Source organism: Phyllobacterium sp. NPDC097923, assembly GCF_044760925.1.
Classification (GTDB): Bacteria; Pseudomonadota; Alphaproteobacteria; order Rhizobiales; family Rhizobiaceae; genus Phyllobacterium; species Phyllobacterium calauticae.
On sequence record NZ_JBIWBL010000006.1, the window covers coordinates 173,275 to 200,274 of the forward strand.

General features: G+C 59.6%; 27 protein-coding genes. 12 read left to right on the forward strand and 15 right to left on the reverse strand.

From position 1 onward, the window contains the following. Window positions 1–10: 10 nt before the first annotated feature. The 7 genes from ACIQWS_RS22625 to ACIQWS_RS22655 all read right to left on the reverse strand — a co-directional run bounded on the left by ACIQWS_RS22625 (window position 11) and on the right by ACIQWS_RS22655 (window position 9,994). The gene (locus ACIQWS_RS22625) at window positions 11–1,225 is read right to left on the reverse strand and encodes a glycosyltransferase family protein (RefSeq protein WP_288193851.1); all 1,215 of its coding nucleotides are present in this window, start codon (window positions 1,223–1,225) and stop codon (window positions 11–13) included. A 102-nt stretch (window positions 1,226–1,327) separates the two neighbouring features. After that, window positions 1,328–2,503 carry an ABC transporter permease gene (locus tag ACIQWS_RS22630; RefSeq protein ID WP_403184517.1) on the reverse strand — a complete coding sequence of 392 codons (1,176 nt, stop codon included), beginning with the start codon at window positions 2,501–2,503 and terminating at the stop codon, window positions 1,328–1,330. Then, complete coding sequence (locus ACIQWS_RS22635) at window positions 2,500–3,498, reverse strand: ABC transporter permease (protein WP_346307943.1); 999 nt, start codon at window positions 3,496–3,498, stop codon at window positions 2,500–2,502. The genes ACIQWS_RS22630 and ACIQWS_RS22635 overlap by 4 nt, the downstream gene beginning before the upstream one ends. A gap of 1 nt (window position 3,499) precedes the next feature. Then, window positions 3,500–5,407 (reverse strand): ABC transporter substrate-binding protein, encoded by a 1,908-nt coding sequence (locus ACIQWS_RS22640; RefSeq protein WP_403184520.1) that lies wholly within the window; start codon window positions 5,405–5,407, stop codon window positions 3,500–3,502. Further along, window positions 5,401–7,290 (reverse strand): ABC transporter ATP-binding protein, encoded by a 1,890-nt coding sequence (locus tag ACIQWS_RS22645; RefSeq protein ID WP_403184522.1) that lies wholly within the window; start codon window positions 7,288–7,290, stop codon window positions 5,401–5,403. Before ACIQWS_RS22645 ends, ACIQWS_RS22640 begins: the two co-directional genes overlap by 7 nt. Window positions 7,291–7,697: 407 nt before the next feature. Further along, window positions 7,698–8,660: a polysaccharide lyase gene (locus ACIQWS_RS22650; RefSeq protein ID WP_403184524.1), complete on the reverse strand. Its 963-nt coding sequence runs from the start codon at window positions 8,658–8,660 to the stop codon at window positions 7,698–7,700. Continuing rightward, complete coding sequence (locus ACIQWS_RS22655) at window positions 8,657–9,994, reverse strand: adenylate/guanylate cyclase domain-containing protein (protein WP_346307945.1); 1,338 nt, start codon at window positions 9,992–9,994, stop codon at window positions 8,657–8,659. Before ACIQWS_RS22655 ends, ACIQWS_RS22650 begins: the two co-directional genes overlap by 4 nt. A 494-nt stretch (window positions 9,995–10,488) precedes the next feature. On the opposite strand from ACIQWS_RS22655, the gene ACIQWS_RS22660 reads away from it, so the two are divergent. After that, window positions 10,489–11,832, forward strand: a complete 1,344-nt coding sequence (locus tag ACIQWS_RS22660; protein WP_403184527.1) for a nucleotide sugar dehydrogenase — start codon at window positions 10,489–10,491, stop codon at window positions 11,830–11,832. 2 nt (window positions 11,833–11,834) lie between these two features. Here ACIQWS_RS22660 and ACIQWS_RS22665 read toward each other — a convergent pair whose 3' ends face one another. Further along, window positions 11,835–12,989 (reverse strand): DUF3095 domain-containing protein, encoded by a 1,155-nt coding sequence (locus ACIQWS_RS22665; protein WP_403184529.1) that lies wholly within the window; start codon window positions 12,987–12,989, stop codon window positions 11,835–11,837. Between the two features lie 495 nt (window positions 12,990–13,484). Between ACIQWS_RS22665 and ACIQWS_RS22670 the strand changes: the two genes are divergently transcribed. Further along, a complete protein-coding gene (locus ACIQWS_RS22670) occupies window positions 13,485–14,279 on the forward strand; it encodes a helix-turn-helix transcriptional regulator (protein WP_403184531.1) in 795 nt (264 codons plus the stop codon). A gap of 8 nt (window positions 14,280–14,287) precedes the next feature. Here ACIQWS_RS22670 and ACIQWS_RS22675 read toward each other — a convergent pair whose 3' ends face one another. From ACIQWS_RS22675 to motA, 7 genes are read right to left on the reverse strand one after another with little or no spacing between them, the layout of a single operon-like run. After that, the gene (locus ACIQWS_RS22675) at window positions 14,288–14,728 is read right to left on the reverse strand and encodes a hypothetical protein (protein ID WP_223615484.1); all 441 of its coding nucleotides are present in this window, start codon (window positions 14,726–14,728) and stop codon (window positions 14,288–14,290) included. A 30-nt stretch (window positions 14,729–14,758) separates the two neighbouring features. Further along, on the reverse strand, window positions 14,759–15,823 hold the full coding sequence (locus tag ACIQWS_RS22680) for an EscU/YscU/HrcU family type III secretion system export apparatus switch protein (RefSeq protein WP_403184534.1): 1,065 nt from the start codon (window positions 15,821–15,823) through the stop codon (window positions 14,759–14,761). Window positions 15,824–15,843: 20 nt separating this feature from the next. Beyond that, the gene (locus ACIQWS_RS22685) at window positions 15,844–16,872 is read right to left on the reverse strand and encodes a flagellar motor switch protein FliG (RefSeq protein WP_223615482.1); all 1,029 of its coding nucleotides are present in this window, start codon (window positions 16,870–16,872) and stop codon (window positions 15,844–15,846) included. A 53-nt stretch (window positions 16,873–16,925) separates the two neighbouring features. Next, entirely contained in the window at window positions 16,926–17,279 is a 354-nt protein-coding gene (fliN, locus tag ACIQWS_RS22690; RefSeq protein WP_105735218.1) for a flagellar motor switch protein FliN, read from the reverse strand. Window positions 17,280–17,304: 25 nt separating this feature from the next. Beyond that, a complete protein-coding gene (locus ACIQWS_RS22695; protein ID WP_403184537.1) occupies window positions 17,305–17,805 on the reverse strand; it encodes a BAB2_0123 family type IV secretion system effector in 501 nt (166 codons plus the stop codon). After that, a complete protein-coding gene (locus tag ACIQWS_RS22700; protein WP_403184539.1) occupies window positions 17,786–18,721 on the reverse strand; it encodes a FliM/FliN family flagellar motor switch protein in 936 nt (311 codons plus the stop codon). Before ACIQWS_RS22700 ends, ACIQWS_RS22695 begins: the two co-directional genes overlap by 20 nt. Before the next feature lie 8 nt (window positions 18,722–18,729). Continuing rightward, window positions 18,730–19,602, reverse strand: coding sequence for a flagellar motor stator protein MotA (motA, locus tag ACIQWS_RS22705; RefSeq protein WP_319025573.1), 873 nt, complete (start codon window positions 19,600–19,602; stop codon window positions 18,730–18,732). Window positions 19,603–19,765: 163 nt separating this feature from the next. Between motA and ACIQWS_RS22710 the strand changes: the two genes are divergently transcribed. From ACIQWS_RS22710 to ACIQWS_RS22755, 10 genes are all read left to right on the forward strand, one after another. Further along, window positions 19,766–20,545, forward strand: coding sequence for a DUF1217 domain-containing protein (locus tag ACIQWS_RS22710; protein ID WP_346307953.1), 780 nt, complete (start codon window positions 19,766–19,768; stop codon window positions 20,543–20,545). Continuing rightward, window positions 20,542–21,267 (forward strand): flagellar basal-body rod protein FlgF, encoded by a 726-nt coding sequence (gene flgF / locus ACIQWS_RS22715; RefSeq protein ID WP_346307963.1) that lies wholly within the window; start codon window positions 20,542–20,544, stop codon window positions 21,265–21,267. Before ACIQWS_RS22710 ends, flgF begins: the two co-directional genes overlap by 4 nt. A gap of 31 nt (window positions 21,268–21,298) precedes the next feature. Continuing rightward, window positions 21,299–22,675 (forward strand): flagellar protein export ATPase FliI, encoded by a 1,377-nt coding sequence (gene fliI, locus ACIQWS_RS22720; RefSeq protein ID WP_403184543.1) that lies wholly within the window; start codon window positions 21,299–21,301, stop codon window positions 22,673–22,675. Further along, entirely contained in the window at window positions 22,672–23,247 is a 576-nt protein-coding gene (locus ACIQWS_RS22725) for a hypothetical protein (RefSeq protein WP_346307954.1), read from the forward strand. The genes fliI and ACIQWS_RS22725 overlap by 4 nt, the downstream gene beginning before the upstream one ends. A gap of 115 nt (window positions 23,248–23,362) precedes the next feature. After that, entirely contained in the window at window positions 23,363–23,743 is a 381-nt protein-coding gene (gene flgB / locus ACIQWS_RS22730) for a flagellar basal body rod protein FlgB (protein ID WP_346307955.1), read from the forward strand. A gap of 5 nt (window positions 23,744–23,748) precedes the next feature. Further along, window positions 23,749–24,168 (forward strand): flagellar basal body rod protein FlgC, encoded by a 420-nt coding sequence (flgC, locus tag ACIQWS_RS22735; protein ID WP_105735210.1) that lies wholly within the window; start codon window positions 23,749–23,751, stop codon window positions 24,166–24,168. Beyond that, a complete protein-coding gene (locus ACIQWS_RS22740; protein WP_346307956.1) occupies window positions 24,168–24,488 on the forward strand; it encodes a flagellar hook-basal body complex protein FliE in 321 nt (106 codons plus the stop codon). The genes flgC and ACIQWS_RS22740 overlap by 1 nt, the downstream gene beginning before the upstream one ends. Window positions 24,489–24,497: 9 nt before the next feature. Further along, the gene (flgG, locus tag ACIQWS_RS22745; protein WP_346307957.1) at window positions 24,498–25,286 is read left to right on the forward strand and encodes a flagellar basal-body rod protein FlgG; all 789 of its coding nucleotides are present in this window, start codon (window positions 24,498–24,500) and stop codon (window positions 25,284–25,286) included. A gap of 8 nt (window positions 25,287–25,294) precedes the next feature. After that, window positions 25,295–25,777 (forward strand): flagellar basal body P-ring formation chaperone FlgA, encoded by a 483-nt coding sequence (gene flgA, locus ACIQWS_RS22750; protein ID WP_223615474.1) that lies wholly within the window; start codon window positions 25,295–25,297, stop codon window positions 25,775–25,777. Further along, window positions 25,777–26,994: a flagellar basal body P-ring protein FlgI gene (locus ACIQWS_RS22755; protein WP_403184584.1), complete on the forward strand. Its 1,218-nt coding sequence runs from the start codon at window positions 25,777–25,779 to the stop codon at window positions 26,992–26,994. The genes flgA and ACIQWS_RS22755 overlap by 1 nt, the downstream gene beginning before the upstream one ends. The last annotated feature ends 6 nt before the right edge of the window (window positions 26,995–27,000 follow it).

Consider the following 27,000-nt stretch of genomic DNA (forward strand, 5'->3'; position numbering starts at 1 on the left):
AATCGGCTCTTTACTCGGCAACGGCCAAAGGTTGTTCTTGCTGACGCTCGTCCAGCCAATCGCCAACAATCGTCGAGATATGGACAAGTCCTTCCAAGCGCATGCCTTCGCCCTTGCCGCTTTTCGACGGCGGTGCCCGGTCGGGCAGACGCTTGAGCGCTTCGGCGAGCAGCTGAGGGTTTTCGGCTTCTTCCGGCAGAAGCATGTCGACAAGGCCGAGTTCCGAGGCGCGCTGGGCCCGGATCAGCTGTTCCTCGCGCGGTTGGATGCGCGGGACAATCAGTGCCGGCTTGTCGAACGACAGAATCTCGCAATAGGTGTTGTAGCCGCCCATGGCCACGACCGCCTTCGCACCGGCAATCAGCTCTTCCATGCGGTTGTCGAACTCGATGACCTCGATATAGGGGATCTTGCCGCCTTTTTTCACCAGCTTGGCCCGTTGCTTGGCGGGCATGTAGGGCCCAAGCACGATAAAGGCCTTGTGCGTCAGTGTCGGGTCCTGCTGGTAGGCATGGATGACATTGTGGACGAGGTCGGCGCCATCGCCGCCGCCGCCGGTCGTCACCAGGATGTAATCGCCCTCCGGCACATGCACCGAGGCCTTGTCGTGGGACAGGCTGCGCTGCAGGAAGCCGACAAACTCCATCTTGTTGCGCACACCGGCCGGCACGTCGAGATCAACCAGCGGATCGTAGAAATCCGGCGGGCCATAGACCCACACATTGTCGTAATACTGGTCGATCTTCTGCATCACATTGGCTTTTTTCCATTCGGCCTCGAGCAGATGCGGTGCGTCCATGACTTCACGCAGGCCCAGCACGAGTGTCGTGCCGCGCGACTTGAGATAGGCCAGGGTTTCCTCGACCTCGCCTTTCAAGCCCATGGGTTCCTTGTCGACGATGAAAATATCCGGCTGAAACGTTTCAGCGGTGTGCCGGATGATCGACTGGCGCATTTTCAACGTTTCATGCAGATCGATGTGCCGGGCAAGCGACGTGTATTCGCCGTTGCGCAGCTTGATCACGCTTGGAACCTTCACGAAGTCAACGCGGGCGCGATAATCGAATGCCCCGGCGATGGTCGCGCCGGAAATGATGAGTATATTGAGCCCGCGATAGTCCTCGACAAGCGAGTGGGCGATGGTCCTGCAGCGCCTGAGATGGCCGAGGCCAAACGTATCATGGCTGTACATGAGGATCCGAGCATCTTCAAAACGCCGCATCATGGTCAAAACCTCTTTGAGACGAATAGCTTTGGCAGGTTGAGCTGCACAGCACATTCGGGACGGCTGGGAGAATGCAAATCCATTGGTATGTCAACTTTCCACTTATCTGTAGGGGTCTGCGGCGTCGCGCAACCCATCTCCCAGAAAATTGAATGCCAAAATAACAAGAATGACCGGAATCATTGGGAAAAGTAGCCAGGGATAAAAAGCGATGACACTGACGCTGCGGGCTTCGGTCAGGAGAATACCCCAGCTGGTGATGGGCGGACGAAGGCCGAGACCGAGAAAACTCAGCGCCGTCTCGCCCAGAATCATGCCCGGGATGGATATGGTTGCCGTTGCAATCAGGTGTGACATGAATCCCGGAACTAGGTGACGCCCGATGATACGTCCGCTTTTTGCTCCCATCAACTGGGCCGCCAGAACATAATCCTCCTCGCGCAACGCCAGAATTTTGGAGCGCACCGCACGGGCAAGGCCCGTCCAGTCCAGCAGACCAAGAATGAGCGTGATACCGAAGTAGATGATGATCGGGCTCCATGTCACCGGCATGATGGCGGCAAGCGCCATCCATAGAGGCAGACTAGGCAATGATTGCAATACCTCGATGACGCGCTGAACGAGCAGGTCGAACCAGCCGCCATGGTATCCCGCGAGCCCGCCGATGATGATGCCGAGGACGAAGCTGATGGTGATACCGATAAGACCGATGGTCAGGGAAATGCGCGCGCCGTAGATAATTCGGGAAAGCACATCGCGGCCCAGCCGATCGGTTCCCAGAAGGAACAGCTGTCCGCCCTTGGCCGGGCAGACCAGATGGACATTGGTCGCAATCTGGCCCCAGAAGCGGTAATCGTCACCGCGGCAGAAGAAGCGCAGCGGTTGCACATCGCTCTTGTTGTCCGAGTATACGCGTTTCAGCGATTCCATGTTCAGGGTCATTTCGCGGCCATAGACGTATGGTCCGATCAGCTTTCCGTCGTGGAACAGACGCACCCGCTGCGGCGGGGCATGGATGAAATCAACATTGCGCGTGTGCAGGTTATAGGGCGCCAGAAACTCGGCAATGATGATCATGCCGTACAGTGCGATCAGGAAAATGCCGGACGCCAGTGCAAGGCGGTGGCGTCTGAATTTCCACCACATCAGCCGCAATTGCGATGCGAGATGAACCTTGGCCTGAGCCTCGGTCATTGTCTCGATCGACATCGGATCGAATGGTGCGCTTGAGACGTAGTGCTGCAGGGGCGCGCCGGGGAGCGGGAGTTGTGCTGTCACTTCGTGCTCCTGCCCTGCAACCGGATGCGTGGATCAAGAAAGGCCAGGGCAATGTCGGAGATGAGCACGCCGATCACCGTGAGAAACGCCAGGAACATGAGGAACGAACCGGCAAGATACATGTCCTGGCTCTGCAATGCCTTGATCAGCATGGGCCCGGTCGTTTCGAGCGACAGGACAATGGCGGTAATTTCCGCACCGGAAATGATATGCGGCAGGATCGAGCCGATATCGGCCACGAAGAAATTCAGCGCCATGCGCAAGGGATATTTGACCAGGGTGCGGAAGGGATGCAGCCCCTTGGCCCGCGCCGTCATCACATATTGCTTCTGCAACTCGTCGAGCAGATTGGCGCGCAGGCGTCTGATCATGCCGGCCGTCCCGGCCGTTCCAACGATAATGACGGGAATCCACAGGTGAGCGAGGATTGATCGCGCCTTTTCCCAGCTCATGGGCTCGCTGAGATATTTCTGATCCATGAGATGGCCGATCGATGTGCCAAACCAGATATTGGCGAAATACATCAGGATCAGAGCCAGCATGAAGTTGGGAATGGCGATGCCGAGCAAGCCGAAAAGCGTCAGCCCGTAATCGCTCCAGCTGTACTGATGCGTCGCCGAATACATGCCGATGGGGAAGGCAAGCAGCCAGGTTACCAGGATTGTGACGAAGGAGACGAGGACGGTCAGCCACAACCGGTCGCCGACCACGGAGGTGACGGGCAACTGATATTCGAAGGAATAGCCGAAATCTCCCTGCAGCATGCCGCCCAGCCAGTGGAAATAGCGCAGAACCGGCGGCTGGTCGAAGCCATATTGGTGGCGAAGCTGTTCCAGATCCTGCAGGTTGACGGTTTCGCCCTGGGCCTGCATTTCGGCGATCTGGCTTTCAAAGAAGTTGCCGGGCGGCAAATCGATGATGACGAAAACCAGCGCCGAAATAATCAGCAGCGTGGGCACCATCGCGGCAATGCGCCATAGGATGTATCGCAGCACTCTACTTCCCCCCGCTCATCCAGAAAGTATCGGGCATGTAGATTCCGAGGTAACAGGTCGGGTCAAACCCGTATAGTCCGTTCTCAGGAACATTCTGCAAATGGGACGAACGCATGATGGGCTGCAACGTGCTGTTGACCAGGCCGATCGTAAACACCTGATCGGTGTAAATGGACAGCATCTTGTGCCATATTTCCGTGCGCTCGGCCGAATGTGCCGATTTACGCCATTGGTTTTGCAAGGCAACGAGTTCGAGTGCTGCCGGCAGGTCGGGCGCCTGGCCGCTTTGACCGAGCGACAGATAATGCAAGCCCCAAAGCGGCCATTGCCATTGATCGTCGGTTGTCGGGGCCAGCTGTCCGGGGTTCATGTCGGGTGTTGCCACACCATTCTCGATGCCAAACCAGATGGACATCATGATCCGGCCCGCCTTGGCGCGGCTGCGGAAAATATCGCGCTGGGAGGTTCGTGTGAACAGCGCCAGGCCAACCTTGCGCCAATGGTCGATGATCAGTTCGAGCACATCGGAATCCAGCGTGCTTTCGCCTGGGGTTTCGATGGTGATTTCCGCAGGGCGGCCATCGGGGAGCAGGCGGATGCCGTCGTCGTTGCGTTTGTCCATGCCCACTTCATCCAGCAGCGCATTGGCCTTGTCCGGATCGTATGCAATCCACGCCTTGGCATAATCGGGTCGGTAGAGTGGGCTTTCCGGCAGCACAGTGTTGGCGCTTGGCGTGCCCAAGCCGTAAAACACTGCCATATTGATTTCATGTCTGTCGATGGCCAGCGAAAGCGCACGCCGGAAGCGCACATCGCGCAAAAGCAATCGCCAGCCATCGTCCGCGCAATTGAGGTTGGGCAGGATGGCAACGCGCGAGCCCCGGGTCAGTTTCCACAGGTCGACCTTCACCGGATAGCGCTTTTCGGCGTCCTTGAGGAAGGTGTAGTCGGCAAAATCGACACCGGTTGCCTGCAACTCGCTTTCACCGGCACCGGCCTTGGCCGGGATGATCTGTGATGAGCTGATGTTCAGGATGAAACGGTCGATGTAGGGCAGCTGCCGCCCATTCTCGTCGACGCGATGGAAGAAGGGATTGCGCTCGAACACGAACTGCTCGGCGGGCGGGGATGTCGTGTTCCGCCAGGGGTCGAGCACCGGCAGTTCGGGGTTTTCCGGGCGGTACTGGCGCGCCATCTTGATGTGGAGGTCGGCCCACTTCTTGACCCGGTTTTCCTTCATCAGAGCAGCCAGGCGGAACTTGTCCTGATAATCCTTGTGGAACTGTTTGAGGTAAACAGAGGGGCCAACCACGACCAGGGCTTGCGGGGCCGCCAGGCTGGGCAGGAAATCAGGGTTCGGTGACTCCCAGGAATAGCGCACGGTCAGCGGATCGAGGACCTCGAACTTAGGCAACTTTCCGTCGATGCGCAGTTCCAGCGCGCCGCCGGCGGGCGTCAGGTCCGAATTCAGAAGAACATCGTTCCACCAGTAACTGAAATCATCGGTTGTCAGCGGCGAACCGTCGGACCATTTGTGCCCCTCGCGCAGTCTGAAGGTGAAAACGGTGTCGTTTTCCGATTCGAACGATTCGAGCACATCGGGCCGCAGAACGAGATGTTCGTCATATCCCACGAGACGGGCATAGCCGTAGATGGTCATGAACCGGATATCTTTCTGGCTGCCGATGATGGTGCGCAGCGTTCCGCCGTACTGTCCGGGGACGCGGCCCATTTCCTTCAGGTTGATAATCCGCGGCCGTTTGGGAATGCGCTGGGCAAGCGGCGGCAGGCTGGTGGCACGCAGCCGGTCCTCGAGAAACTCCGGTTCGCGTTCGTGATCGGCCGCTTTGACCGAGACCGGAACCACGGTGGCGGCAAGGGCGCCCAGGACTGTCCGCCGCGTCACCACGAGCGTAGTTCCCGTGTATCGACATTGCGCCGCGCGAGCACCACGTGACCATTGCCGAGATCGGCGGGCGAGAGCGGATCATCGCTGTCGCCGCTGGAGAATTTTGGTCCCCAGGCACGTTCATCCGAGGCACCGCTGGCCTTGAGCGTCTTGAAATCCAGCGGCCGGTCGAGGTCCGGAAACGGGACGGCGGCCAGAAGCGCTTTCGTGTAGGGATGGACGGGATCGCGCAGGATAATTTCGCGGGGCGCAATCTCGACAATGCGCCCGGCACACATCACGGCGATACGATCGGCCATGTAATCAACCACCGCAAGATTATGGGAAATGAACAGGTAGGTCAGGCCCAGCTCCTTCTGCAGGTCCTTCAGGAGGTTGAGGATCTGCGCCTGAACCGAAACGTCGAGCGCCGAAACCGGCTCATCGCAGATCAGCAATTGCGGTCCGAGCGCCAGTGCCCGTGCAATGCCGATGCGCTGGCGCTGGCCGCCGGAGAAGCTGTGCGGGTAACGGTTGAGATACCGCTGGTCAAGACCGATCGCCTGCATCAGCGCGCGCACCGTTTCCAGACGATAGGCCCGATCCCCGCGCCCGTGAATTTCCAGGGGCTCGCTGAGGATGTTCTGTACGGTCATGCGCGGCGACAGCGATGAAACCGGATCCTGGAACACCATCTGGATTTTGGTGCGCAATTCCAGAAGCCTGGCGCCCTGCGCAGCAAGCACGTCGATTTTGCCCCGGCCGTCATCGAAGGTCACCGAGCCGCCATCCGGGGTCACCGCCCGCATCAGGATTTTGCTGACGGTGGTCTTGCCGCTGCCGCTCTCGCCGACGAGGCCAAGACATTCACCACGCCGGATATCGAAGCTGACACCGTCGACGGCGCGTATGCGGGTCTTGTCCTGCTTGCCGAAAAGACCGGATTTGCGGATGCCGTAGCTCTTGGTGAGGTTTCGCACGGATACAAGCACGTCAGGAGCCGTTTCCTCGTGCTTTCTCTTTCCCCACAACGCGCCGGAATTGACCGGTACTTCGCGCAATGCCTTCAGGCGTTCCCCGGGTTTCATGTCGAAATGCGGTATGGCAGCCATCAGCCCCTTCAGGTAACGATGCTGCGGGTTGCGGAAAATGGCATCGACCGGCCCGGCTTCCATGATTTCGCCATGGTAGATCACCACCACCTCGTCGGCCATGTTGGCCACGACACCGAGGTCATGGGTGATCAGCAGCATGGCCATATTGAGCTTGTGCTGGAGATTGCGCAGCAGTTCCAGGATCTGCGCCTGGATGGTGACGTCAAGCGCCGTTGTCGGTTCGTCCGCAATGAGCAGGGCAGGGCGGCAGATCAGCGCCATGGCAATCATCGCCCGCTGCCGCATGCCGCCCGACAATTCAAACGGGTACATGTCATAGGTGCGCTTGGGATTGGAGAACCCGACCAGCCCCAGCATTTCCTCGGTCTGCGAACGGCGTTCGGATTTGGTCGCCTTGGTGTGGATGGCCAGGACTTCGCTGATCTGGTTGCCGACGGTATGCAGCGGCGAGAGCGATGTCATGGGTTCCTGAAATATCTTGGCCATGCGGCTGCCGCGCAGGGCTCTTATTTCGGGTCCGTCCCGCTCCAATTGCAGAATATCGGTGGTTTTGCCGTCGATCGGGTCCGTAAACAGGATTTTGCCGGTCACAGCGGCCGTATTGGGCAGAATGCCCATGACGGACTGGCTGATGACGGATTTTCCCGATCCGGATTCACCCACCAATGCCGTTACTTTTCCCGGAAGGATACGCAGATTCGCACCCTTGACGACATGCATACGCCCGCCCAGCATCGAAAACGAAATGCCGAGATTCTCGATACGCAACAGATCAGACCCCGACGTCATGCCAGTTTTTCATTCCCCCAGAGCGTTTTTATTATCGCCATTACGATCAAGACTATCGCACGATATACAGTGAGTCTAGCTAGGTCGTGCACTCATAAATCTGATCGAAATGGCGCCTGAAACGGCAAGAAGATGCGAGGAGAGACGTGAAGGGCGGGGTCTTCCCCCCGGCCGAGCGGCTCGACACTGCAGCTTGCAGCCGTTTCGGCGTCCGAAGGATATGGTCCATTTGCCCGGCTACGTCGTCGCAAAGCCTTAAAAATGAACCACATTTCCCTCGTCTTTGCTCCTCGTATCCGAACAAATGGCCACATACCATTTCAATCAGATTTATGAGTGTACGACCTAGGTCACACGCCGATGACATCACTCTGGCTTTTAACGGTTATTTTTAAATGGGAAAGCTTCTAAAGCACCGGGCAGAACTGCGCTTCCATGACATCTTCACAGCGCGGCGAACGGCGGAAATCGTCGTAATAGAGTGTCCATTCCTTGTCGTCGGCTGCACGGTACGGGCCAAATTTGAAATATTGATTCTTGCCCAGTCCCTTGTCGGCATGGCCGATATGGCCCTTGACCGTCACGATCCATTTGTTGTTGGCAAAAATCTCGACATGGCCCGAGCCGTCAGGTCCGGGCTTCGTGTAGATCGCAAAGTCGATCCAGCCCGAATCCGGCGTCGGCAGCTTGTTGCCGCGATCCGTCACCGTCATGGCGCTGGTGCAGGTGGAGAATTGCTTGCCGTTCTCGACTGACCAGTTCGAATCGGTCGCCACGAGCGCGCGCATCTGGTTGGTTTCAGGGCGCAGCCACACCGGTGTCTGTCCGCCGGCGCACGCCGGATCCGCCGCGACCCCATTCTTTTTGGCCGGCGCGATGTAATTGGTCTCGATGGTGGCGAACAGCTTTCCCTGGTTGAGTCGCAGCGCCAGAAAGGGGCTGAAATCGCCGACCGCTTTCGGCCCGATCTCGCGTTTCCACTGGGCAATCAGATAGCGGTGATCGTCGCTGGGAATGGGATCGGCAAATTTGACGGAAAACCCGTACCAGACCCCCTGGTTGTAGGGCACGCGCTTGTCGGTCTTTTCCCAGATTTCCGCCCGTTCACTGCAATTGTGCTTCGTGCCCGGACACAGCGGCTTGACGCTCAGCTTGAGGGCGCCGCCGCCGTTGCGCGTGACCTCGGATTGAAATTCAACCGTTCCGGCGCTCTGCTCGAAATTCTTGCGGTAGTAGAGGCCTCCGGCCGGCGAAAAGTCCTGACCATCAAAACGGTCGATGAGCACGTCGCTCCTTGGCTCTGCGCCGGCTTGGGATGAGAGAGTCAAACTTGCAGCCAGAGCAGCCATCAGAACGGTCTTTCGTTTCATTGCATGAACTTCTCCAGAAGGGGCCTCTGATCCTGTGTTTTCGCATCGCGGTGCAGCAGCATGACCTGTTCCGCTTCCGACAGGCCGTCATAGGCCACTTCATCAAAGGCATCTTCCGCTGCGACAGTAGCCGATTGTTTGGGCAGGAGAACAGTGACCTTTTGCCCGACGCCGCGCAATTTTTCTTCGCCGAGGGTTGTCCAGTCGCCGCCGCAATAGTTGGCGAACGCCTGGCTGGCGACGATTTCGCGCGAATACTTCTTGGTCAGGCCCTGCAGCCGCTGCACCTCATTGACGGCAGAACCGAAGGCGGAAAAGGTCAGGCGGTCCTTCAGGCCGACATTGCCGAACATGACATTGCCCACATGCAGGCCGATGCCGTAGCGGATGTCACTGAGACCATCCTTGCGCCGCTCGCGATTGAGCTCCGCCACGCGGGCCTGTGCCTTGAAGACAGCCGAAAGTGCGGCCTGACAGGCAACCTTTGAAGCGTCCTTGTGCCGGCCGCAGGGGTAGACCGCAAGAAAACCGTCCCCCATGAAACTAAGGATTTCGCCGCCGCCGCGGTTGAATGGCGCGGCGATCGCATCGAAGAAATGATTGAGCGTGTCGATATAGGCCTGGCGGCCTTCCCGTTCGGCCAGCATGGTCGACTGGCGCATGTCGCCCATCACCAGGGCGGCGCGGATCGTTTCGCCGTCACCCCGGCGAATCTGGCCGTTGAGAACGCGCTTGCCCGCATTGCCGCCGAGATAGGTGGTCAGCATGTTGTCGGCGAGCTTGCCGAGAACCGCCATTTTGGCGGCAACGGCCAGATGGTTCTGCAGCTTCAGCAGTGCACCGATCATGCTTTCGCTGAAACCCGCGCTGCTGTCCGTTGACCAGGAGCCCATCATGCCCTGGGTCGACTCACCGCTGAAGGGCTGCACGAAGGCCAGATAATCCGTCACGCCCTGCTTCTTCAGTTCGTCAAAGATGGGGAATTCATGCGGCCCGTCCGCATCGATGCGCCGGCGCACATGTTCAAGGTTGTTGCACAGCAGATAATAATAGGGGCTGAGCAGGAAACGTTCGGGTTTTTCGCCTGCATTGTGGCGATAGCCTTCCACCACGAGGCCGCTGGAGCGCTGCCAGGTGAAGCCGAGCGCGTCGTAGAGCGGGTGCAGCATGGAGAAGGTCAGGTGGACGCGGGCAATCGGCAGCCCGGCCGCGGCAATGCGTTCGCAAAAACCGCGTATGATTGTCTCAAGATTCTCGCCGGCGAGAGAAGAACGTGTGAGCCAGTCTGCGACCTTGTCGAGAAGTATGGTGGAAACATCCGTTTGCGTGCTCATCACTCGTCCTTGTCCTTGCGAACCGCGTCCAGCTTCGATGCGCTGTTCCGTGATCGGCCGGGCACATGAAAAATCATACCCAAAACAAGCAGATACGGAGACAAGATGAGCGAACCGGACAATGGTGTCAACGCTGGCGGCGGGGTCGCCGGCAACAATTGCACTGCCCGGTTCTGTTCAAATGGATGGCTGGCTGGCGGTTCTCTATCGATCCTGATTGCGTGCTGGCACTGAAATGGTCATGTCACCGATCTGAAACAATAGAGGCGCCGGGGTTAATTCACCGGATCGGCGCGCACTCCTGACAACCTCCTGTCAGCAGCGCGCCAGACCGGGCTTGCCGTCGCATCAACTGTTTGTGACAGGCCGCACGCAACCGGCCTTGCTTGACAGCGGTGGCCGGAGCAGCCATCTAAACCGGACGAATTCCGGGCCGCCGCTGCGCCCTCAACCGCATCCGCTCACGCGGCGTGCTTCGCAAAGAAGAGATCGCCTTGGCCGTTTCCTCCTCCCCCTTCTCTGACCTTTCCGCCAAAATCGACGCGCGCACCGCCCAGGCTGGGGTGATCGGGCTTGGCTATGTCGGGCTGCCGCTCGCCATCACCCTTGCCCAGAGCGGGTTTTCGGTGACCGGCTTTGATATCGATCCGAAGAAGATTGTCGCCCTCGACGCCGGCCATTCCTATATCGAGGCGGTAACGGACGCGGCGCTCGGTGCGCAAACGGCGCAGAACCGGTTCCGGTCGACAAGCGATTTTGCCCGGCTCGCCCAGTGCGACGTGATCGTCATCTGCGTACCGACACCGTTGACGAAACATCGCGATCCCGACCTGTCCTTCGTCGAAGCAACCTGTCGCTCGATTGCCGCGGCGCTCCGGCCCGGCCAGCTTGTCGTGCTTGAATCGACGACCTATCCCGGAACAACCGATGATGTGGTCAAAACCATTCTGGAAAAGACCGGTCTCAGATCCGGCAAGGACTTCTTCCTCGGCTTTTCCCCGGAGCGGGAAGATCCCGGCAATCGCGATTTCCAGACCTCGACCATACCGAAAATCGTTGCGGGCGATGGCGAGGAAGCCAGCCGGCTGATGCAGGCTTTCTACGGTGCGGCGGTCAAGACGGTTGTTCCCGTCTCGTCCAACGCCACGGCCGAGGCGGTCAAGCTGACCGAGAACATCTTCCGGGCCGTGAACATCGCGCTCGTCAACGAGTTGAAAACAGTCTACGCCGCCATGGGCATCGATATCTGGGAGGTCATCGAGGCGGCCAAGACAAAGCCCTTCGGCTACATGCCGTTTTATCCCGGCCCCGGCCTCGGGGGGCACTGCATCCCGATCGATCCGTTCTATCTCACCTGGAAATCGCGCGAGTACGAGCTGCCGACCCGTTTCATCGAGCTGGCAGGCGAGATCAACTCCGCCATGCCGCGTTATGTGGTCGGCAAACTGGCCGAAGCACTGGATATCAGGGCGGGCAAGGCGCTCAGCCGCTCACGCGTGCTGGTTCTCGGGCTTGCCTACAAGAAGAATGTGCCTGATATCCGTGAAAGCCCGTCGCTCCGCCTCATTGAAATCATCGAGGAGCGCGGCGGCCATGCGGACTACCACGACCCGTTTGTCGGCGAGATACCGTCAACCCGCGAATATATGGCGCTGAAAGGCCTCGCGTCCGTGCCTCTGGATGAGAAAACGGTGAAATCCTACGATGCCGTTCTGGTTTCGACCGACCATGACGACGTGGATTATGCGGCGCTGGCCGAATGGTCGCCGCTGATCGTCGATACGCGCAACATTTTCACCAGGCGCGGGCTTGCCGCCGGGCATATTGTGAAATCCTAGGATCAGGACAGCTTGGCCTTGAGATTGCTGGCCGCCATGGCATAGCCGCCCGATGCCCCGTCGATGAAGTGCATGTGATTGCGCGATAGGGGGGTCGGGACAAGACAGGTCATCAGGGCAGAATCCTGCCGGTGCAGGCCGAAGCGGGCGATGCCCGTCTTCGATGCCTTTTCCAGCAGCGCCTCAATGCGCTGCAACCGGGCCGGATCGATATCAATCGTCATTTTCAGGCCATCGTCGAATTTGCGAAAATCCGAGTTCCGCGCCACGTCGCGCTTGTATTGTTTCGGATCAAATTTCCCCCAATGCAGGCCAAGCCTGTCCATCGTAACGGTCAGGGCGATCTGGCCGAGTATCGCGAATTTGCGAAGAAGGCGTTGCCCCCTGGGGGCTGTGGCGCGTGCTTCCGTCTCCACACCGCTGGTATTGAATGCAATGGGCGGTCCATCTGCCGGCAAGGGATGCGCGCCGCGGTTCTGTTCGGCGGCAATCGCAACGATGTCGGCAACAAGCTGCTGGAACGCCGCCGTCGCGCCGGCGTCGCCGGGAATGGCGATGATCGACAGGATTTCGCCATTGCGTGCCACTATCGGATTCCACCGGCAGGAAAGCCCGGTCAGATCCGGGCGCGATCCGGATGGACCGGCGGCGATGGCATATTTGCCGGCTTTCATCTGCGCTTCGGCCCAGCTGCTGCCGCCGCCCGTAAACATCGCGTAGAAGACTTCGGGACTGGCGCTGAACCGGGCAACGCGCACGTCAAGGCCTTGCGCCTTGATCTCGCTCATCGGCACGAGGGCGGCACGCAGGGTCAGTTGCAGGTCCTCACGCACCCACGCCTGAACCGAGGCAAGCGCTTCACGCGCCTGCACGGCCGCGGAGGCCGGAATGGCGACAAGCGCGCCATCGCCGCCGAAGACGAAGGGATAATTGTGCCTGCCCAGAGCATTGAGCAGGGCGGAGATGACGCTTGCGCCTGCCATGTTCACGGCCTTGTAACGCCCGGCTTCGATCGCCCCGGTCGAGCCGACAATATCGGCCACTGCCAGTATCCAGTCGTTGGGGAGCGGCCGATAATTGTCCGCATCCGCTACGCCTTCGAAGTCAGTGAAGACGGGAAGCGAGTCGAAGAAGTCGTCGTTTGCAATGGCGCCCATGCAAGGCAATTAGCACATTGTGCGGGAACAGGCGACGGGCAGGATGAATGTACGGCGATGAAGCGGGAATAACGGGCCTTGCCGGCAACTGGTGCAGGGCCGCCTCCCGGCCAAAGGCAAGCGCGCCGACCATGCGCGCAGCGGTTGTGGATACACATAGCGCAATCGCAACAGTCGGGCGCCTATGCCCGAATTTTGCGGTAAAATGACCGAAAACATTGGAAAATGTGCGTCAAAGGAGACACGCATGTTCTGGTTTGTCAGGCTTGATACCGATCATCAAAGCTTGGCAGGCAGGGTTCAACCATAAATTGCCTTTTGCAGCAATTATGTGAAAAACTGCAAATACAATTGTTCATCGACTTGTCTGCCTGCCTGTCTCGTGCGAGCATGAAGGGGCTTTTAATCCCATGCGATGAAAAGCCATCTGAAATCCAGAAGAATACCGTTGCGGAAGCCGGCACTTTGCGGGCCAAGAGGAATGACTTGTATCCAATGCTGCTTGAACTGGCTCATTTTCCCGATTTTCAAAAGGGCCTGTTCAAGGACGTGGTGGCTTCGGACACGCTTGCAATGCTGCTCGAGGTCAAACAGCAGACCGGCTGCCGCCATATTGCCCATGTCGGGCACCCGGAACCGCGGCCTGGCAGCGAAGTGGTCGATGAAAATGTCCCGCTTCTGATGACCTATCCGGTCAGCTGGATGTTGCGGTATTTTGCCAAGGACTATCTCAAGATCGATCCGGTGATGCAGGGGATGACGCTGTTCCAGCCGCGTGCCGACGCGCCCGGCACGATCTGCAACCTGACTGCCGATGCCGTCCCCTCGCCAGCCGTTAAACGCTATCTGATGGACGCGGAACGGCGCGGGCTTGGCAACCTGTATCTTGCGATTTGCGCGACGAATGCCTTCGGCTTCCGCGGGATCACGCTCTTCACCTTCGACGTCGAAAAGGCTGAACAGGGTGCCTTTGTCGAGCGCAGGCGCAAACAGTTATCGGCAGCTTCGGCGCGTATCCACAACGCCCTGCACGGCACCCGCAATCCGGCCCTTGCCGCGATCATCTCCAATCTTTTGACCAAGCGCGAGATCGACTGTCTGTTCTGGGCAGCCAATGGCAAGACGGATGGCGAGATCGGCGAGATTCTCAATATCGCGCGCTGGACGGTGGTCACCTATCTGCAGAACGCCAAGAACAAGCTGGGCTGTTCCAACAGAACATCGACCGTGGCGACGGCGCTTGCTCTAGGCGTGATCGACATACCCACCGTTGCCAAGGCCTATCTGTAGGACGGCGGTTATTGCGCCTTTGCCGATGCCGACAATTGCGGCAGGCGTGCATTCTCGAAGGCCTGGGCCAGCAATGCGGTATTTTGCGCGGGACTATGCCCCGTTTCGGCAAATCGCAGATGGTGCAGATCGATCTCGGTGCTTTCGGAAGACAGCGTCAGCCGGAAATAGGCATTGACCCCCATATTGCTGAACTCGAGATCAAGCATCACTTTCGGCGCGGTGTTCCAGTCCAGCGCATATTCACCGCCAAGACCGAACGTCAACGTATCGGGATAGAATGTCAGTTCCGTCGCTGAATTGACGATATCGGCGATGTTGCCGAATAGTTCACAGCGTATGAAGGCAATATAGTCGGCAACATCCACAAGACGAAGATCATGGATGACCTCTGTCAGGTGGTTTGAAATGATATCAACCCGGGCAACCGAATATTGCGTTCTTTTCATCTGCTGTTTACCCGATTGGAAACGGTTTTATTATTTACGTCGTACATTAACGAATTGGATCAGTTCTGCCACGGCTTTATAGAATTCTGGTGCAATGGCATTGTTCACTTGCACTTGCTTGTACAACGCGCGCGCCAGTTGCACATTCTCGAAAACCGGTATGTCATTGGCCGCGGCGATCTCCCTGATTTTGAGAGCGATCAGATCCTGCCCCTTGGCAACCACGATAGGGGCCGGATCTTTCGCCGGGCTGTAGCGTAGAGCAACGGAGAAGTGTGTCGGATTTGCGACGATCAGCGTGGCCGTCGGAACCGAGGCAATCATGCGCTGGCGCGCCCGGTCGCGGCCGAGCGAGCGCAACCGGGCCTTCAGCAGCGGATCGCCCTCCGCCTGCTTGTGCTCGTCCTTGATTTCCTGCTTGGTCATGCGCAGTTCGCTGCGCCAGTGAATACGGGCCCAGGCAAGGTCGAAGGCTGCGAGCGCGGTCACCGCAATCGTCACGGATGCCAGAAGCCGGGTGATGTTGCTGCGGATGAGCTCGGGCAGCTGGCTGGGTTCGGTGATGATCGTGTCGACGAAGAAATGGCTGCTGCGGAAGAACATCATGAAAACGATGATGCTGGCCGCCGCGAACTTGAAGACCGACTTGAGGAATTCTATGCGGCCCGACGCGCCGAAGATGCGTGTCCAGCCCTTGGCAATGGATACGCGCGAAAACTGCGGCTGGATACGGTCAAAGACCATGCGCGGGGCATTCTGCAGCACGGATGCGAGGATGCCGGCGGTGGGAATGATGATGAAGACGGGAAGCAAGGCCGCACCCACGGCCAGGCCGACGATGCCGAACAATTGCCGGGCATCCTGCGCGCTGTTGAGCCGCCATTCCTCGGGCTTGTCGAGCAGGGCCGAGAGGAACGCCACCAGTTTCGAGCCGCTCGGCACGGCGACGAAAACCATGATGACGAGAAAGGCGGCGATGGAGGCGAGGATCGGCGCTTCGCGCGAGACAGGCAGATTGCCTTTCTCCATCGCATCACTGATTTTCTTCTCAGTTGCTTCCTCGGTTTTGCTCTCTTTGTCGGGCCCGTCCGACATGCTCTAGCAGGCCCTGCCGATCATGTTTCGGATTCTTGCGGTTCGAGCTTGAGCTCGCCGCGTTCGGCCAGGGCAATGGCGGTGCGGGCAATGGCGCGGCGCGCTTCCGTGACCGTGTTGGCATTGATGTTGGTCTGGCTGGACAATTCGGTTTCAACCATGCGCCGTCCGCGTGTCGACAGGGACTGGAGGATGAGTTCCTGCAGGCGCGGCTCGCAGCCATGCAATGCTGATGTGACCACATCCGTCTGGATTTCATCGAAGAGGATGAGGCGCGCGCGCTGCGATATGCGCACGATGTCCTCGAAGGTGAAGAGCTTGGCCTTGATCTTGGCAAGGTCTTCCGCGCCCAGATCGGTGAGGCTCGCCAGAAGCTCGTCGATCTCCGATTTTTCCAGCTGGTTGATGATGTTGGCAACGGTGCCGTGATGGCTCTTCTCGGAGCCCGAATTGTCTTTTCCGGTGACCTCGCGCTGCAGGATGCTTTCCAGCATCGCGATCGTCGATGGACCTACCTTGCGGATATGCAGCGTGCGCTGAATGATGGCACCACGTTCCTGCGGCGCAAAGCCGATCAGCAGCCGGGCCGCGATATCGGAGGGCAGGCGCGAAATCACATAGGCCGTCACCTGGGGATGCTGCGTTGACAGGTAGGCTTGCAGGACGTCGAGCGGCACGCGCGGCAGGATATCCCACACGGATTCCTGCGTCAGCAGTTCGGGGCGGCGATTCTCGATGACCGCGCTGGCCTCTTCCGCCGACAGCGTTTCGCGCAGCAGCCCTTCAAAGCGCATGCCGGCTTCCGAAACCGGCGCGCCATCGGCAAAGGCGTTCTCGAATTCCTTGACCAGCTCTTCGAAGTCACCGGGGGTGATCGGCTCGAGCTTGCGGGCATGGCCGGCAAGCGAGCGCAGATCGTCCGCATTGAAATGCTTGAGAAGCCGCGAGGCGGATGGCCGCCCGATCGCCACAAGCAATGCGGCCACCTTTTCCGGGCCGCTCAGGTCCTGGATGGTGCTTTCGCCCTGAGGTGTGTCTTGATCGCTCATGCGGTCTGGCTTCTCGTGCTTGTAGGGGGGAAGGCGGCGCGGCGGCGGATGACTTAGCTGCCGCTGCCGATGACTTCGGTGAGGCTGACGCCGAAGCGCGAGGAGTCGTCCTCAAGGACGATGACTTCACCGCGTGCGATTACCCGCCCGTTGACGACGATATCGACGGGATCGCCGATCTGCTTGTCGAGGGTCACGACAGCGCCGCGGCCGAGCTTCATCAGATTGGCCACCGGCATCGACGTGCTGCCGAGAACAACCTGGACGTCGACGGGAATGCCCATGATGAGATCGATGTTCGGCTTCGATCCCGCAGGTTTGCGGCTTGGTTGCGGTTCATCACGCTTGAGATCTTCGATTGCCTCGTTGAGCTCGTCTTCGATGGAATTCTTGTCGGAAATGGCCATGATGGGAAATCCCGTTTACACTGGGTTAAAGGACGGCATTCGCCACGTCAGCACTGCGGACGATGCGATTGACGAACACCGGCAGGACTTTCGCCGGAGCCGCGGGCTGGTTGTGGATAGGCGTGCCCTGGCGGATCTCGGTCTGGGCTGCCGGAACCGGCTGCTGCGCAAAGGCGGCTGCGGCAGCGCGCTGGGCGGCATCGACGGCCGGGAAGGGGCGCACATTGTCCTTGAACTCGTTCTTCGCGCGTTCAACCATACGGATGGTGCGCGTCATTTCTGAACGGGCGCGATCGGAATCCTTGAGCTTGGCCTCCAGACGCACGCTTTCGTCGTGGCAGGTTTCACGCTCGTTCTGCAGGAAGAGCAGCGCCTGCTCGAGGCTCCGGGCCGAACCGGCCACCTGTTGCGCCATGGCGCGGCTCATGGCTGTCAGCCGGTTGGCCTTGCGCAGGGCAACGAGGAAGACCGCAAGCCCGGTTGCGATCAGGGCGGCGGAAATGAGATTAGCCAGCAGCAAGCTCATCGAGCAGGTCCTCTTCTTCATTGATCGGATCGGTGATGCGCACGGTGAATGCCGTGCCGGTCTTGCCCAGACGGCATTTGTAAAGTGCCTGTTTGCCGCTGCGCAGGCGTACCTGATTGATCGCATCCTTGGGCAGCTGCAGGATCTGGCCGGGTTTCAAAAGGGTGATCTGTTCGAGCGTCATCGAGCCCTGCTGGATGAAGGCCTCAATGTCGATATGGGCCCGGCTCACCTCAAGACGCAGCTTCTTTGCCCAGGTCGGATCGGAGTGGTGTGCCGGCTGCTGCAGCATCCGCGCGATGGCGTCCTGCATGGGACGGAAGCTCGAACGCGGCATCATGATGATGATCTGGCCGCTGTGTCCGCCAACCTTGAGCAGCATCGTGCAGCATATCATGCGCGTATCGGTCACCGAGGCAATCGAGAAATGCGCGGCTTCCGTCAGTTCGGCGATCTGGAACAGCGTGTCGCTGCCGCCCGAGAACATGTGATCCAGCGATGCGGTGACGTCGGTGAAAATCTGGCGGGCGATGCCAAGGTCGACCGAGGTCATCGGACGATGCGGCTGGTGGTCCTGGCTGGCGCCGGACCCGAACAGGGCATCGACCCCGCAATCGACAAAGGCTCGGTCCGCAGCCAGCAGCAGGCGCGATGCCCATTTGACGACCTGCACGGTTCCGATCAGTCCCGAGCGCATCAGGGTGCTGGCAATGGCATCCTTCTCGATCGATTCCATGCGCACGAATTCGGCCGCAATGGCGACGTCGGACTGGCTGGTTATTTTGCCGGCAAACGTCGTTGCAAGGTCGCGAAATACTGCCTCGAGGGATTTGAGATCGTCCACCGACATGCCGGCGGCGCGCAGGATGCTTTCCGCAAGCACGTCCGGTCTTTTCTGTTCTGTCTCGACATCCATTGCTCAGCCTACGCCGCTTGCTGCATCGGAACGGTGGAGATGGTTTCCTGCTCGACCACATCGATGGACGGACGATCATAGGCCGAAATCGTCTTGCGTCCATATTCGAGCGCGATCTGCGGCAGGGCGCCGTTCATGTAGGCGAGCAGTGTCTGCTTGACGATCATGTAAAGCCGGTTCTGCTTCTCGCGCGTCGTCTTGATCTTGGTGGCAATCGGGCCGACCACACCATAGGAAAGAAAGATACCGGCGAAGGTGCCGACCAGCGCCGCGCCGATCAGATGGCCCAGCACTTCCGGCGATTCATTGAGGGCGCCCATGGCCTTGATCACGCCCAGCACTGCAGCAACGATGCCGAGTGCCGGCAAACCTTCCGAAATGGCCACCATGGCATGGTAGGGCTTGAGCTTGTCGCGGGAGATCGTGTGGATTTCCTCATCCATCAGCGCCTCGATTTCGTGCGAGCGCGCATTGCCGATGATGATCAGGCGGCAGTAGTCGCAGATGAACTGTGTCAGATCATGGTTCTTCAGAACGCTCGGAAATGCCTGGAAAATCAGTGATTCATTGGGATTGTCGATGTGGACTTCCACCTCGTTGCGCGACTTGGCGCGCAGTTCCCGCATCAATGCGTAGAGGACGCCGAGCACATCGAGGTAGTCGCGCTGCTTGGGAACCTTGTTGGAGAAGGCCTCCATGCAGGCGCGTCCGGTATCCTTGACCGCCGAAAACGGATTGGCGACCAGGAATGTGCCGAGCGCGGAGCCGCCGATGATGACGAATTCCCACGGCTGCATGAGAACACTCACATGCCCGCCCATGGCAATGAAGCCGCCAAGGAGACATCCCATCGTTACCACAAGTCCAACAAGGATTCCCAAAGCGCTCTCCTGCAAATATTGCCAGCGGCCGAGGAGTAGCAAGTCCGGCTTGCGTGAACCTTGCATGGAGGCGCAGGTTTGTGGTCGGGGTGAAATTGCGCGGACAGCTTCAGGCAAGCTTGCTTTGGCACAGATAGGCGAAAGCCGTGGGAGTGCCGTTGCCATGATCAATACGATGACCAGTTATAAATTGATCTCGTCGAACCTGACGCGTTCGCTGACGAGGGTGGCGGCCGAACCGGTCGTGCAGCGCGACACGGACTACTACCTGAAGAATATCGGCAAGGTGAAAACCATTGACGATTTCATGAAGGATGACCGGCTGTATAAATACGCCCTGAAGGCTATCGGGCTTGAGGACATGGCTTTCGCCAAGGCCTTTATCCGCAAAGTTCTCACCGAAGGTACCGGCAAGGACAGCTTTGCCAACAAACTGACGGACAAGCGCTACCTGGAGTTTGCCACGACGTTCGATTTTGCCAAACTGGGTGACAAGGCGACCAGCCAGCCCGCCGTGCTCAAGCCGGTGACGGACAAATATGCCCGCCAGACGCTAGAGAAGGAAGCCGGGCAGGACAATGAAGGCGTGCGGCTTGCCCTGTATTTTGCCCGCAAGGCGCCCACAATCACCAATGCCTATGAAATCCTCGGCGACAAGGCACTGCTCAAGGTCTTCCAGACAACCTTTTCCATCCCGACGCAGGCGTCCAACATGGACATCGACCGGCAGGCCAAGATGGTCACCGACAAGCTCGATCTCGCATCTCTCAAGGACCCGGCGAAGCTTGAGAAATTCCTCACCCGGTTTACGGCTATGTATGAAATGAACAATCCTTCGACTGCCTCCACCATTCCCTCGCTGCTTTTCGGCGGGGACACCACCATTGGCATTTCGCAAAACATCCTGACGATCTTGCAGTCGTTCAAGCTGGGTGGCCGCTGATGGAAAACTCGATCTATGTCGGCCTGTCCTCGCAGATATCGCTGGAGCGCCGCCTGGATGCCCTGGCGCATAATGTGGCGAACATGTCGACGCCGGGTTTTCGTGCCACGGGCATGAAATTCGAAACCATGGTGTCGAAGGCCGCCGAGGACTCGAGCTTCGTTTCGGCCGGTCAGAGCTATATCAAGACGGATGCGGGCCCGATCACCCAGACCGGCAATCCCCTGGATGTCGCCGCAAAGGGTGACGTATGGTTTTCGCTGCAGACACCGGCCGGGCAGGTTTTCACCCGCGACGGCCGCATGCAGATGACAACGACCGGCGAGCTGCGCTCGGTCAAGGGTTACCCCATCCTGGATGCGGGCGGCCAGCCCCTGGTCATTGACCCCAATGGCGGTCCGCCGCAGATTTCCGCCGATGGGGCGGTCTATCAGAACAAGCGCCAGCTGGGCTCCATTGGCCTGTTCACGATCAGCCCCAATGCCAAGCTGACCTATTTCGACAATTCGGCTGTTATTCCGAGCATTACCGCACAGCCGACCATCGACAATCCGCATGCGGGCGTTGTTCAGGGCGCCATCGAGGGATCAAATGTTGATGCGATCGGCGAAATGACCCGGCTCATGAGCGTTACCCGGGCTTTCGAACGGGTCGATGCCTTGCTGCGCGGCAATGAAGGCACCTTCTCCGAAGCCATCAAGACGCTTGGATCGAAGACCTGATGCACCGTCTCCTTGAACCGGCGGGATAAGCATGCAGGATCTTGAAGCAGCCCTGCCGACGATGAGCACCGGGACGGGCAGTCTCGAGGCGCTGGCCCGGCTTGTCTCGCAGGCCGTGACGGCTCCGGCTCCCGTGGCTGTCGGCGGCTATGTGAACGAGGTGTCACGCTCTGCCATCGGCGTGCGCGGCATTTCGGAACAGGCGCAGCTCGGCGACATGGTGACCATCCGCAGCGGCAACCGGCTGCACCCGGCCGAAGTCGTGCGGATCGAGCAGTCGCGCGTCCTGGTCAAGCCGTTCGATGACCGGATCGTGCCGTCGCTCGGAACGCCCGTCTTCCCCGAGGGGCCGTTTCGCATTGCCCCGGCGCCGGACTGGAAAGGGCGCGTCATCAACGCCCTCGGTCTTCCGCTCGACGGCAAGGGTTTGCTCACCGCAGGCAATAATCCGCAGCCCGTGGATTGTCCGGCTCCGCTCGCCATGAACCGCAGCCGCGTTGAAATCGGCCTGCGCACCGGTGTCAATGTCGTCGACGTCTTTGCGCCGATGTGTTTCGGTCAGCGCATGGGTGTCTTTGCCGGGTCCGGCGTCGGCAAATCCACGCTGCTGGCCATGATGACCAAGGCAACGGATTTCGACACGGTTGTCCTGGCGCTGACGGGCGAACGCGGCCGCGAAGTGCGCGACATGCTCGAAGACACCATGGCCGGCAAGCTTGGCAAGACCGTCACCGTTGTTTCGACCGGCGACGAAAGTCCGATGATGCGCCGGCTTGCCCCCAATACGGCAACGGCCATCGCCGAATATTTTCGCGATCTGGGCGACAATGTTCTGCTGATCGTGGATTCCGTGACGCGTTTTGCCCATGCGGCGCGCGAAATCGCCATTGCCGCGGGTGAACCGCCGGTTTCGCGCGGCTATCCGCCGAGCGTGTTCAGCCAGTTGCCGCGCCTGCTTGAGCGCGCCGGCCCCGGATTGTCGGACAGCGGTACGATTACCGGCATCTATGCCGTTCTGGTCGATGGCGACGATCACAATGATCCGGTGTCCGATGCGATCCGCGGCACGCTGGACGGGCACATCGTGCTCGACCGCGCCATCGCCGCGCAGGGCCGTTTCCCGGCCATGGATATTCTCGGTTCCATTTCGCGCCTGGCGCAGCACAACTGGTCGCCGGAACAGGCGAAGCTCGCCACCAGCATGCGCGGCCTCATTTCGCGGTTCGAAGAGACCCGCGACCTGCGGATGATCGGCGCTTATCAGGAGGGGGGTGATCCCCTGCTCGATCAGGCCGTGCATCTGGTTCCACGCATTTACGACGCTATGCAGCAGACACCGGCCACGCCGCTTTCGCTGGATCCCTACAGCGATCTGGCAGCGGCGCTTCGGCCAAAGGAGGGGGCATGACAAAACAGAAGACCACGGGCCTGGCGCCTGAAAGCGATCCCGCAACGGAAATTCCCGCACCCCGCCAGCGCGACAAGCGCTTTGACGGCTATATCAAGGGTGCTGGATTTGTCCTTGCAACCATCTGCGCCATCCTGCCCTTCGTGATGTATTACGACATCTGGGAAGCGCGGCCCAAGCCGGAAGCCACAGGCAAAACCGTTCGCGACCCCCTGGACCGGACAAACCAGAAGGTCGTGCGCAAGAACAACGGCACCGAAGTGTCACTGTCGAAAACGAAAACCGGCGAAGTGGACCTCATGACCACGGCAACCACGTCGGCGCTCACCGGCGATCGCCTGGCCGGGATCAATGCCGCCAGCAAACAGCCGTTTCCCGACAAGCCGGTGTTCCTGGTGCGCGAAGTGGTCGGCGGTCTGGTGATGATCGAAGACAATACCGGCTACTGGTTTGTCGAGAAGGGATCGCCCTTGCCGGACGGAAGCACCCTGGTTGCGATCGAGCGCGGCAATGGCAACGGTTCGTGGCAGATCAAGACATCCGACGGCGAAGTGATCAGCCGAACCAATTGATCAAATGCCTCTTTGTCCATGCATAAGTTCCGTGGCTGTCGCCGCCGCAAGTCTCACGCAAGATTGACCGCATAGAGTGACCTCAATTGATTGGTCCGGGACGCGAGGCAGGCACATGCAGGGGATTCATCTGTTCGAATTGGCATCACGTCAGGCCGAGTGGCTGTCCGTCAGGCAGGCCGCGGTTTCCGGCAATGTCGCCAATGCCAATACGCCGGGTTTCAAGGCGCGGGACGTGGAGCCGTTCAAGGACGTGTTGCAGCAGACGCAGCTGACCATGGCGGCGACAAATGCGAAGCACCTTGAAATCAATGCATCCGGCATCGCCGCGACCGCGCTGCGCAAGAATGAAGTGACGGAACAGAACCATTCGAAGAACACGGTCAGCCTCGAAGGGGAAATGGTCAAGTCCGGCGAGATCAATCGCCAGTTCGCGCTCAACACCAGCATCGTGAAGGCGTTTCACCGCATGATGCTCTCCGCAGTAAAGGGCTGAAACAGATGTCAGATCCGCTCCAGGCCGCGCTCAAGGTTGCCGCTTCCGGCCTCAATGCCCAATCGACCCGTCTGCGCATCGTCTCCGAGAACCTGGCCAACGCCCAGTCGACTGGCAAGACGGCGGGCAGCGATCCATACCGCCGCAAGACCGTCTCCTTTGCCACAGAGCTCGACCGCAGCAGCGGCGTCGAGACCGTGCGCATCGCGGAAGTCGGGCATGACGTTTCCGCCTTTACCGAAGAATATGATCCAAGCCACCCGGCCGCCAACACCAAGGGCATGGTCAAATATCCAAACGTGAACATGGTCGTCGAAATGGCGGACATGCGCGAAGCCAACCGCTCCTACGAAGCCAATCTCCAGGTGGTCAAGCAAGCACGTGAACTGATTGCCATGACCGTCGATCTCTTAAGGAACTCCTGATGATAGACCAGCTTCTCAGTGTATCCACCCGCAACGCTCTTTCCAACCTGTCGGAAACCGTCAATCAGACATCCATGCCCGGTGCCGCTTCGCCGGCGACAGCCGCAACCGGTCAGCCTTCCTTTGACAATGTTCTGTCGCAGCTCACCGGCAAACTCCAGAATGCCGAGGCGGTTTCGCTCAAGAGCATGACCGGTGACGTGCCGACGCGTGATGTCGTCAACGCGGTCATGGATGCGGAAAAATCGCTCCAGACGGCCATCGCCATTCGCGACAAGATCGTCCAGGCCTATCTCGAAATCAGCCGTATGCCGATTTAAGGAATCAGAATGAAAGCGCTCACCATTGCTGCGACCGGCATGAATGCCCAGCAGCTCAATCTGGAAGTGATTGCCAACAACATCGCCAATATCAACACGACCGGGTTCAAGCGCGCAAAGGCCGAGTTCTCGGACTTGCTGTATCAGACCGAGCGCAGCGCCGGTGTGCCCAACATGGCAAACCAGAGCATCATTCCCGAGGGCGCGATGGTCGGTCTCGGCGTGCAGACCTCGGCCGTCCGCAACCTGCATATTCAGGGCGGGCTCAATCAGACGGGCAATCCCTTCGACGTGGCGCTCAAGGGCCGCGGCTGGTTCCAGATTCAGAACACCGCCGGCGAAACGCTCTATACCCGCGCCGGGGCATTCAACACCAATGCGACGGGGCAGCTCGTGACGCTCAACGGCGATCTGGTCGAGCCCAACATTGTTGTTCCGCCCAACACCATTGAAGTGAAAATCACCGATTCCGGCCAGGTTTTTGCCAAGCAATCCGACCAGATTCCGATGACCAATCTCGGCCAGCTGACCATTGCCAATTTTGCCAATGAAGCCGGTCTCGAGCCGCTTGGCGACAACCTCTACAAGCAGACCGATGCGTCGGGTGCTCCGGTTGTCGGCGTTCCCGGTGATCCCGGTTTCGGCACGCTGAAGCAGGCCTATCTGGAAAATTCCAACGTCGACCCCGTCAAGGAAATCACCGATCTGATCACGGCCCAGCGGGCCTATGAAATGAATTCGAAAGTCATCCAGGCAGCCGATGAAATGGCATCGGTCGTGTCGAAGAACCTGCGCTGAGGACGATCATGACGGCGGCAAAGATCATCGGGAACTGGGCTCTTCGCGTGCTGGCATTCAGCCTGTGCGCGCTGGTCTTTTCCGTCGCCGCCCGCGCCGAGCGCATCGCATTCCTGGTGCCCTCCCAGATCATCTATCCCGGCCAGACCATCGGCAATGCGGGATTGACGGAAAAGTATTTTACGATCCGTGCCTCCGCCGCCGCGCAATATGTGCTGTCACCGGACCAACTCGTCGGCAAGATATCGCGCCGGACACTGCTGCCGGGGCAGCCTATCCTCCTGTCTTCGGTCAATGAGCCCGACATGGTGCAGCGCGGGGTTCCGGCGGTGCTGGTCTATGATACCGGTGCGCTCGTCATCACGGCGCGGGGCACGCCGCTGGAGCCGGGCCGCGTCGGTGATTTCATCAAGGTGCGCAATATCGACAGCGGCATCACCGTAACGGGCACCATCCTCGCCGATGGGCGCATACAGGTAGGCATGCAATGATGCGGCGTTTCGCGATTGTCCTGTTGGCCGTCCTTGCATCGACCGCACTGCATGCGGGCGAGTCTTCGCCCAAGGAAAGGGGCTACAAGACGCCGGCACAGGCCCAGGCTGCCTGGCAGAAGGACGTCGATGACGGGCGCTGGGGCGGGCCGGCTTCCCAGTTCGGCGACGGCGGTGTCATCGCACGGCTCAAGGATATCGCCGCCATTCAGGGCGTGCGCGAAAACCAGCTCGTCGGCTATGGTCTCGTCGTCGGATTGAACTCAACCGGCGACAGCCTGCGCAATGCGCCGTTCACCGAGCAATCCATGCGCGCCATGCTCGATAATCTCGGCATCAGCCCGCCGGCCGGTGCGTCGCGTTCCAAGAATATTGCGGCCGTCATCGTCACCGCCAATCTGCCACCCTTTGCCGGGCGCGGCTCGCGGATCGACATTACCGTTTCCTCGCTGGGTGACGCCACGTCGCTGTCCGGCGGCACGCTGGTCATGACGCCGCTCGCCGCTGCCGATGGCCAGGTCTATGCGGCGGCTCAAGGCAACCTGATCGTGTCCGGCTTCACGGCATCCGGTAACGCCGCCACCGTTACGCAGGGCACGCCGACCAGCGGACGTATTCCCAACGGCGCCCTGGTTGAAAGGGAGGTTTCCGGAAATTTCGGCCAGGACGGCGAACTTCTCGTCGAGCTGCGGCAGCCGGATTTCACCACGGTCGTGCGTATCACCGATACGATCAATGCCTTTGCCAAACGGCGGTACAATCAGCCTGTTGCCAAGGAGCGCGACGCCAAGTCGATCCGTCTGCGCAAGCCCAAGGATATCACGGCGGCCCGCTTCCTCGCGGAGATCGAAGGTCTGCCGGTGCCGACCGACGAGGTGGCGCGCGTCGTCGTCGACGAGCGCACCGGGACCGTGGTCATCGGCGAGAAGGTGCGGATATCGCGGGTCGCCATCAGCCATGGCACGCTTTCCGTCAAGGTCACCGAGACGCCGACGATCATTCAGCCGGAACCGTTCAGTGACGGCGTGACGGCGGTCGAACCGAACACCAACATCCAGGTTCGGCAGACCTCCAAAATCGGTGTTCTTGGCGGAACCGATCTTGAAAGCCTGGTGAAGGGTCTCAATCAGATCGGCGTGAAGCCGCAAGGCATCATCGCTATCCTTCAGGGCATCAAGACGGCCGGCGCATTGCATGCGGAGCTGGTGGTCCAATGAGTGTTG